Annotated in this window: 9 protein-coding genes and 1 pseudogene; 4 read left to right on the plus strand and 6 right to left on the minus strand. The window is 63.8% G+C overall.

All coding sequences use genetic code 11. The features are described 5' to 3' along the window. Positions 1 to 33: 33 nt before the first annotated feature. Complete coding sequence (locus tag QCE83_RS12950; RefSeq protein ID WP_309810525.1) at positions 34 to 312, minus strand: hypothetical protein; 279 nt, start codon at positions 310 to 312, stop codon at positions 34 to 36. A 146-nt stretch (positions 313 to 458) separates the two neighbouring features. Further along, positions 459 to 881 (minus strand): arsenate reductase (glutaredoxin), encoded by a 423-nt coding sequence (gene arsC / locus QCE83_RS12955; RefSeq protein ID WP_309810528.1) that lies wholly within the window; start codon positions 879 to 881, stop codon positions 459 to 461. Between the two features lie 478 nt (positions 882 to 1,359). Between arsC and QCE83_RS12960 the strand changes: the two genes are divergently transcribed. The 3 genes from QCE83_RS12960 (at position 1,360) to QCE83_RS12970 (ending at position 2,876) form a co-directional block, all read left to right on the plus strand. Beyond that, a complete protein-coding gene (locus QCE83_RS12960; protein WP_309810529.1) occupies positions 1,360 to 1,662 on the plus strand; it encodes a hypothetical protein in 303 nt (100 codons plus the stop codon). Between the two features lie 101 nt (positions 1,663 to 1,763). Next, a complete protein-coding gene (locus QCE83_RS12965) occupies positions 1,764 to 2,030 on the plus strand; it encodes a cupin domain-containing protein (RefSeq protein ID WP_309810533.1) in 267 nt (88 codons plus the stop codon). Positions 2,031 to 2,048: 18 nt separating this feature from the next. After that, entirely contained in the window at positions 2,049 to 2,876 is an 828-nt protein-coding gene (locus QCE83_RS12970; protein WP_309810536.1) for a DUF72 domain-containing protein, read from the plus strand. Between the two features lie 2 nt (positions 2,877 to 2,878). Here QCE83_RS12970 and gudD read toward each other — a convergent pair whose 3' ends face one another. The 4 genes and pseudogenes from gudD to garL all read right to left on the minus strand — a co-directional run bounded on the left by gudD (position 2,879) and on the right by garL (position 7,633). Then, entirely contained in the window at positions 2,879 to 4,228 is a 1,350-nt protein-coding gene (gene gudD, locus QCE83_RS12975) for a glucarate dehydratase (RefSeq protein ID WP_309810538.1), read from the minus strand. Positions 4,229 to 4,274: 46 nt separating this feature from the next. Next, complete coding sequence (locus QCE83_RS12980; protein WP_309811722.1) at positions 4,275 to 5,519, minus strand: MFS transporter; 1,245 nt, start codon at positions 5,517 to 5,519, stop codon at positions 4,275 to 4,277. Between the two features lie 356 nt (positions 5,520 to 5,875). After that, a pseudogene (locus tag QCE83_RS12985) lies at positions 5,876 to 6,793 on the minus strand (2-hydroxy-3-oxopropionate reductase); the annotation flags it as partial. Positions 6,794 to 6,847: 54 nt separating this feature from the next. Beyond that, positions 6,848 to 7,633: a 2-dehydro-3-deoxyglucarate aldolase gene (garL, locus tag QCE83_RS12990; RefSeq protein WP_309810541.1), complete on the minus strand. Its 786-nt coding sequence runs from the start codon at positions 7,631 to 7,633 to the stop codon at positions 6,848 to 6,850. Positions 7,634 to 8,008: 375 nt separating this feature from the next. Here garL and QCE83_RS12995 point away from each other — a divergent pair, with 375 nt between their 5' ends. Continuing rightward, on the plus strand, positions 8,009 to 8,707 hold the full coding sequence (locus QCE83_RS12995) for a FadR/GntR family transcriptional regulator (RefSeq protein ID WP_309810543.1): 699 nt from the start codon (positions 8,009 to 8,011) through the stop codon (positions 8,705 to 8,707). Positions 8,708 to 8,888 lie beyond the last annotated feature (181 nt).

The following is an 8,888-nucleotide window of genomic DNA, read 5'->3' on the forward strand; positions in this document are numbered from 1 at the left end:
AGGTCTTTCCTGACCCGCCGCACGCGTTGTCGCTTACCAGCCGTGACGTTCGTGCCAGCGATCTTCACGGCGCATTTCATGACGCCAGTGACGTTCGCGCCATTCGTGACGGCGCCATTCGCGTTCGCGCCAGCGCTCGTGCTCCCGATAGCCGGGACCATAACCGTAGTAGCCGACCGGTTCGGCCGGCTGCGCGTACACCGGTACGCCGACGCCAACCGCCACATCCACATGTGCATTCGCCGCCGCCGACATCGCGAGCGCCGCAAGCCCCGCCAGTCCGATTGCCGTACCCAGAAGTTTCTTTTTCATATCGCGTTCTCCTTGCACCTCGTGCCGGGTGAGTCAGGAGCAGTCTAAGAAGCGCCTCGCGATACAAGTGCTACGGGTCTGCCAGAAAGGTAACGTCAGGTAACGGTCAACCGATGGTCAGGTGATGCGATGGGTTTCAGTGTGACCTAGCGCACACGCTTGCCGGACGCATCGATGACGACTTCGCCGTCCTCTTTCGTGAACGGCCCCTTCTGCGGCTCGGGCAGGATATCGAGCACGAGCTCGGACGGACGGCAGAGCCGCGCGCCTTTGGGGGCATCGACGAAAGGACGATTGATGAGGATCGGATGCGCGAGCATCGCGTCGATGAGCTGGTCGTCGGTGAGGCCGGCGTCGTCGAGACCGAGCTCCGCGTATGGCGTGCCTTTCTCGCGCAGCGCCTCGCGCACCGACAAGCCCGCCCGCGCGATCAACGCGACCAGCGTCTCGCGCGCGGGCGGATGGGTCAGATACTCGATCACGGTCGGTTCGATGCCCGCGTTGCGGATCAGCGCCAGCGTGTTGCGCGAAGTGCCGCACTTCGGGTTGTGATAGATGGTGACGGTCATGGTCGAGAAATCCTTGCGTTCGTGAGAAGAGGTGACGCCTCGCATTCTAGAACCCTCGTGGGCGGATGACATGCGCGTCACGTCGGCGACAGGCCCCCGACACCCTTGTTGCGGCATGATCAATTGTCCTGTTCATTCGCCGTTGCGCGGCCTATAACAAATTGTGCAACGACGAAGCACGCCGCCTTTACCGGCGAGCATCGGCGCTCCGTCTGCATCGCACCCGCGACATGCCGCGCGCGAGGTGGATCGCATTCGAACCGCGCCCGAATCATCACGGCGCCACCTGCAGCCCGACCCGAAACGGCGCCGGGGCCCTTCAGCAACACGGGCGAAGCATGGCAGATCAGGACACGTGGCACGTTCTGTGCGTAGCATCGAACCGCAACAGTGAACAGCGCCGAGCAGCCAGCCTGCATCCCGCCAACGGGCGACAGGCCGGCGACAAGCGAGCGCGCCTTTTCCTCAAGGAGTCGACATGAAATCACGTATTGCCATGGCGGCGCTGGCCGTCTCGTTATTCGCCACTGCGGGCCTGGCGTCCGCCCAGCAGTCCTACTACCGTACGGCTCAAGTGCCGGGTCAGGCCACCGCCGATACCTGGAGCGATCCGAACGCGCCTCAGCAGAGCGCCATGCAAGGCCAGTCGGATAACATGTCGTATGGCGGCGCGCCGATGACACGCGGCGCAGCCGGCGCCACGACGATGGGCACGATGGACAGCGCTGCATCGAAGCCCTGCACGCGCGGACCGCAGTGCAATATCTTCTTTGGCAACTGAACCCGCACGATCGTCCGGTAACTGCGTTAGCATCAGGTGCATGAATCCGCGCCCGGCCTGAGCGACCGGGCGCGTCCCTTACTCTTCCAAGGGTCACCCACATGCACCGCGAAGAATTTCTCGCGCAACTTTCGGGCGCCGGCTATGACGAAGTCGTCACGGTAACGCGCGATCCGGACGGCGCACTGGCTCTCCACACGCATCCGTTCGAGGCACGCGCCCTGATTCTCTCGGGCGAGGTCACGATCCGCATCGGCGACGACGCGCACACCTACCGCGCGGGCGACATCTTCCATCTCGCGGCACACACCGAGCATTCGGAAACATACGGGCCCGAGGGCGTCAGCTATCTGGTCGGACGCAGGTGAGCGGAGCGAGACATTTCGATGGCGACACGCAAGCAGACCTCAAATTCAAAGAGCGGGCGTATATACGTCGGCATCGGCGGATGGACTTTCGAGCCGTGGCGCGGCACGTTTTATCCCGCCGATCTCGTGCAGAAACGCGAACTCGAATATGCAAGCCGCGCGCTGACCAGCATCGAGGTGAACGGCACGTTCTATGGTTCGCAAAAGCCCACGAGTTTCATCAAGTGGCGTGACGAGACACCCGACGATTTCGTCTTTTCCCTGAAAGCGCCTCGCTACGCGACCAATCGACGCGTTCTGGCCGAAGCCGGCGACACCATCGAGCGATTCTTCGGCAGCGGCGTGCTCGAACTGGGCGACAAGCTCGGCCCGATCAACTGGCAATTCGCGACAACCAAGCAATTCGACCCTGAAGACTTCGAGCGCTTTCTCGAACTGCTGCCCGCGAAGGTGGACGGACGCACGATCCGTCATGCGGTCGAAGTGCGACACGAGAGTTTCTGCGATCCGAAGTTCGTCGCGCTGGCGCGCAAGTATCGCGTCGCGGTCGTGGTGGCCGGCGATTCGAAGTATCCGCAGATCGCGGATGTCACCGCGCCTTTCGTCTATGCACGCATCATGGGCACCACGGAAAAGCAGACGAAGGGCTACGCGAAAGCGGCGCTCGACCGCTGGACCGCGCGTGCGCAGTCGTGGGCGGCGGGCGCGGCCCCGGACGACTTGCAGACCTTCGGCAAGGCGCCCCCCAAGGCCGCCGCGCGCGACGTGTTTCTCTACGTCATCAGCGGCCACAAGGTGCACAACCCGGCGGCCGCGATGGCGCTGATCGAACGCCTGAACAAATAGGCTCAGCGCACGAGAGACGGCTTCTTGTTGTCGAAGGTCCAGTTCGGGATCAGGAACTGCATCGCGACGCCGTCGTCGCGTGCGCCCAGGCCGTGCTCCCGGTACAGCGCATGCGCCTTCTCGACTTCGTCCATGTCCAGTTCGACGCCCAGCCCCGGCGCCTGCGGCACCTTCACCTTGCCGCCGACGATCTGCAGCGGATCGCGCGTCAGGCGCTGGCCGTCCTGCCAGATCCAGTGCGTGTCGATGGCCGTGATCTTGCCCGGCGCCGCCGCCGCGACGTGCGTGAACATCGCGAGCGACACGTCGAAGTGATTGTTCGAATGCGACCCCCACGTGAGGCCCCAGTCGTTGCACATCTGCGCGACGCGCACCGAACCCTGCATCGTCCAGAAGTGCGGATCGGCAAGCGGAATGTCCACGGACTGCAGCTGGATTGCGTGGCCCATCTGGCGCCAGTCGGTAGCGATCATGTTGGTGGCCGTCGGCAGGCCGGTCGCGCGGCGGAACTCCGCCATGACCTCGCGGCCTGAGTAGCCATTTTCCGCACCGCACGGGTCTTCCGCATAGGCGAGCACGTCATGCTGGTCGCGACACAATCGGATGGCTTCGGCCAGTGACCACGCGCCGTTCGGATCGAGCGTCACGCGGGCCTCCGGGAAACGTTCGGCCAGCGCCGTGACCGCTTCGATTTCCGCATCGCCGGCCAGCACGCCGCCCTTCAGCTTGAAATCGTTGAAGCCGTAGCGCGCCTGTGCCGCTTCGGCCAGACGCACGACCGCCTCCGGCGTCAACGCCACTTCGGTACGCAGGCGCTCCCAGTCGTCCTGGCCGTCGGCGCCCGATGCATACGGCAGATCCGTCTTGTTGCGATCGCCGATGTAGAACAGATAGCCCAGCATCTCCACTTCGTTGCGTTGCTGACCCTCGCCGAGCAGCGCGGCCACCGGCACGCCGAGATGCTTGCCGAGCAGGTCGAGCAGCGCGGCTTCGAGCGCGGTGACCGCGTGGATCGTCGTGCGCAGGTCGAAGGTTTGCAGGCCGCGTCCGCCCGCGTCGCGATCCGCGAACGCCGTGCGCACCGCGTTCAGCACCGCCTGCATGTTGCCGATCGACTGCCCGACGACGTGCGCGCGCGCATCGTCGATGGTCTTGCGGATGTTCTCGCCGCCCGGCACTTCGCCGACGCCCGTATTGCCCGCGCTGTCCTTCAGGATCACGAGATTGCGCGTGAAGAACGGGCCGTGCGCGCCCGAGAGATTCATGAGCATGCTGTCTCGGCCCGCGACCGGGATGACGCGCAATTCGGTGACGGTCGGCGTGGCGTTCGGCTTGACTGCTTGAGTGGACATGATCGTGATCCTGGAAAGAGAAGGGTTGCGCGTGCGGCGGATGGGTTCAGTGCGCGGCGCGGCGGGTCGCCGTTGCGCCGGGCGGATGATCCACACGGCGGTTGCGGGTGAGGAAGGCTGCCGCGGCCGCGATCAGCGACGCGACGCCGAGCGCATACAAGCCGCCCGATACCGAGCCCGTGTGCTGCTGGAGATAACCGAAGGTCGCCGGCGCGAAGAAACCGCCAAGATTGCCGACCGAGTTGATCAGCGCGATCACGCCCGCCGCGACGCGTGCGTCGAGATAGCCCTGCGGGATCGGCCAGAACAGCGACGAGGCGGCCTTGAAGCCGATCGCCGAGAAGCAGATGGCGACGAACGACAGCACCGCGTTGCCGGTCGTCGACGCGAACAGGCCGCAGGCCGCGATCACGAGCGCCGTCGCGAGCCACGCCTGCTGGAAACGCCAGCGTGCGGACAGCAGCGCGAAGCAGTACATCGCGATCATCGCGATGAGCCATGGCACCGCGTTGAACAGTCCCACCTGGAAGTCGCTCAGGCCACCCATCTTGCGGATGATCGTCGGCAGCCAGAAGGTCGCGGCGTAGATCGTCAGCTGGATCGCGAAGTACAGGAAGCAGAACAGCAGGATCTGCGGATCCTTCAGCAACTTGATGGCGGGCACGTGCGCGCCGGTCACGGCTTCGCGCGCGGCCTGCTCGGCGGTGAGGGTGCGTTGCAGCGCACGTTGCTCGTCGGCGCTGAGCCAGTGTGCGTCGCTGATGCGCGATTTCAGCAGCATCCAGCTCACACCGCACAGGAAGATGGAGAACGCGCCTTCGATCAGGAACATCCACTGCCAGCCGTGCAGGCCGAGACCGCGAATCGACAGCAGTCCGCCCGTCACCGGTCCCGACAGGATCGAGGCAAACGCCGAGCCGCCCAGGAAGATGGCGATGGCCTTGCCGCGTTCCTTCTGCGGCAGCCACTGCGTGAAGTAGTACACGACGCCCGGGAAGAAGCCGGCTTCCGCGATGCCCAGCAAGAAGCGCAGCACATAGAACGAAGTGTCGTTCCAGACGAAGGCCATCGCGCTCGCGACGAGTCCCCACGTGCCCATGATGCGGGTGAGCCAGGCGCGCGCGCCGTACCTCTGCATCAGGACGTTGGACGGCACCTCGAACAGCGCATAACCGATGAAGAACAGGCCGCTGCCGAGGCCGTAGGCGGCGGCGCCGATGCCCAGGTCGGTCTGCAGGTGCGAACTGACGAAGCCGACGTTCACGCGGTCGATGTAGTTCGCGATGAACATGATGAGGAACAGGGGCAGGACGTGGCGCTTGACCTTGGAGCTGGCCGATTCGAGGGCGGCGTTGGGACTGGCGAAGGCGGTGTTCAACGGAATGTCTCCTGATCGCACCGCGTGGTACGTTGTCTGATGACATTTTAGGATTTACACCGTCGCCACGCTAGCACGCGTTTACCCTCTACTCAATAAACCATTGTTTTGTATCGATTTTAAGCGTTCCTACAGCTTCGTTAGCGGCCGATTTGAGTGAGCAAGCTAAGACGTCCGATGACTTGTAAAATGACTTCGAAGGCGGCGCCGGAAACGACACTGCCGGCACAAGGCCGGCAGTGTCGGTGATGCGAAGAAAAAGACGAGGCTTACTTCTCGCCCTGCCCGATCTCATGGTTCGCCATGATTTCGAGCGCGCGCACCATGCCCGAGTGATCCCATGCCTTGCCGCCATGCGCCGCGCACGCGTTGAACAGCTGCAGGCACGTCGACGTATTCGGCAGCGCGACGCCCAGCGACTGCGCAGTGGAAAGCGCCAGGTTCAAATCCTTCTGATGCAGTTCGATCCGGAAGCCGGGATTGAACGTGCGCTTGGTCATGCGTTCGCCGTGGACTTCGAGAATGCGCGACGACGCGAAGCCGCCCATCAGCGCGGTGCGGACCTTCTCGGCATCGACGCCGGCCTTCGACGCCAGCAGCAGCGCTTCGCCCACCGCCTCGATGGTCGCCGCGACGATCACCTGGTTCGCGACCTTGCAGACCTGTCCCGCGCCGACCTCGCCGATCAGCGAGACGTTCTTGCCCATCATGTCGAACAGCGGCTTGACCTGGTCGAACGTGGCCTGCGCGCCACCGACCATGATCGTCAGCGACGCCGCCTTGGCGCCGACTTCGCCGCCGGAGACGGGCGCATCGAGGTAATCGGCGCCCTTCTCGCGCACCTTCGCCGCGAATTCGCGCGTGGCGATGGGCGAGATCGAGCTCATGTCGACGACGATCTGCCCCGCCTTCAGCTTTTCCGCCACGCCGTTCTCGCCGAACAGCACTTTTTCGACGTCAGGCGTGTCCGGCACCATGATGAAGATGACATCGGCCTGCGCGGCCACCGCAGCGGGCGAATCGCACGCGCTGGCGCCCGCCTGGGTCAGGTCGGCGGGCACGCCGCTGCGCGTGTAGGCCGCGAGCGCCACGCCGTTCTTGAGAAGGTTGGCCGCCATGGGATTGCCCATGATGCCCAGTCCGATAAAGCCTGCCTTTTGCATGTATCGCTCCTTGATGTCGATTCTTCGATGCCGGTTCGCCGAGCCTGCTGCTCAACCGTCTAACTCAGCTCAACCGGCTCATTCGGGAATGAAGTGCTTGCGCACGCCCTGCGCGGCGTTCCTGAGCAGACCCAGGTCGGCGCACACGGCGACGAGCGTGCTGCCCATCGCGAGGTAGCGCTCGGCTTCTTCGCGGACGGGCGTCAGGATGCCGCTCGGCTTGCCTGCGGCGCGCGCGCGTTCGAACACGTGTGCGATGGCCGCCTGCACGTCGGGATGATTCGGGTTGCCGAGATGACCGTAGGACGCCGCGAGATCCGACGGGCCGACGAACAGCGCATCCACGCCTTCGACCGCGGCGATCTCGTCGATCGCGGCCACCGCCGTGCGGCTCTCGATCTGCACCGCGACGCACATGTTGTCGTTCGCCTGCTCGAAGTAGTCCGGCACCGTGCCGTAGCGGTTGCCCCGATGCCCGACCGATACGCCGCGCACCCCTTGCGGAGGATAACGCGTTGCGGCTACGGCGCGCTGCGCGTCGGCGGCGCTGTCGACGAAGGGAATCAGGAAATTGACCACGCCGATGTCCAGCAGCTTCTTGATGGCGATGGCATCGTTGGCCTGGGGCCGCACCACGGGCGCGCTGACGCTGTCCTTCAGCGCCATGAGCTGCGGGATCAGCGTGAGCGGGTCGTTGGGGGTGTGTTCGGCGTCGAGCAGCATCCAGTCGAAACCCACCACGCCGATGAGTTCAGTGGCGATCGGACTGGCCAGCGACATCCAGCAGCCGATCAGCCGCTTGCGTTCGCGCACGGAGGTCCGGAAGGCGTTGGGCAGGGCCTGGTAGGGCGAGGATGACGACATTGATGCCTCCTGTGACGGCAGCGACACGATGGGAAAGCGATGCGTGCTGATGCCGAATGTCATCAGACGTCTTAACACAGAGTACCGTTGAATCATGGCATGGGGACAGGCACGTTAACCCTGATACTCTCGCTATATCAGTAGTTTGAGAGAATCAATGTGAAGATTTAATTGTACGATGTCTAATGACACTATCTATAAAAGACAGCCTCTGCCTCGGTTTGACCAACTCCCTGTCACGCGGGATGATGCGTTGTCGGACATCTCCGGATGATGACTGCCGGGCGGCCTTGCCGTCGATAAGAATTGTCTTCCCCGCCAGCCGCTTGCAGACGTCCGACCACGCCACCCCTTCTCCTTCAGCCGCGGATCGTCATGCCCAGTCTCACCGATAAAGTCGTCTCCACTCTGTTCGAGGATATCGAGCGCGGCGTCCTGCGCCCTGGCGACAAGATTCCCACCGAAGTCGCGCTGATGAAACAACTGTCGGTGAGCCGCTCGGTCGTGCGCGAGGCGGTGTCGCGCTTGCAGGCGGCGAATGTCGTCGAGACGCGTCATGGCATCGGCACCTTCATTCGCGCGCCCGAAGAACGCGAGGCGATGCGCCTGAAGGATGCGGACCTGTCGAGCCTGCTCGACATCATGGCGATCATCGAATTCCGCATCGACCTGGAAGGCGCGGCGGCGGCACTCGCCGCAGGCCGGCGCACCGAAACCCATCTGAAGCAGATTTCAGCCGCGCTCGGGCAATTCGAGACGCAACTGGCGAGCGGCAGCACCGATGTCCTTCAGCACGACGTCGAGTTTCACTTGCAGATAGCGCGGGCGAGCGGCAACCGCTACTTCCACGACGTGTTGAGCCAGATGGGACGCGGCGTGAGTCCGCGCACGCGTCTGGGAAAGGCGGAGATTGCCGAACTGGATCAGATCGAACACTTGCGTCATGTGCTTGCCGAGCACAAGGCGATCTACCAGGCGATCGTGCGACAGGACGCCGAGGATGCGCGCGCCGCGATGCGCATGCATCTGAGCAACAGCCGTGAACGCCTGCGACAGGTGCACGGTGCGGCGTGAGTGCCGCGCCTGTTTTGAGCAGCGCCCCCTGCTTGTCTAAGTAAACAGAAGAACGTGTATGTATACGTGGTAGTAGTTAACAAGCCCTGCGCATTTCAGTGGACAACTCTCGCCGGCCGTTTCGCGTCAGTAACTTAGCGGGTAAACAACTTCGGTATATTGCGGCCGGTTTCGGCGCGAA

This window comes from Caballeronia sp. LZ034LL, from assembly GCF_031451215.1.
GTDB lineage: Bacteria > Pseudomonadota > Gammaproteobacteria > Burkholderiales > Burkholderiaceae > Caballeronia.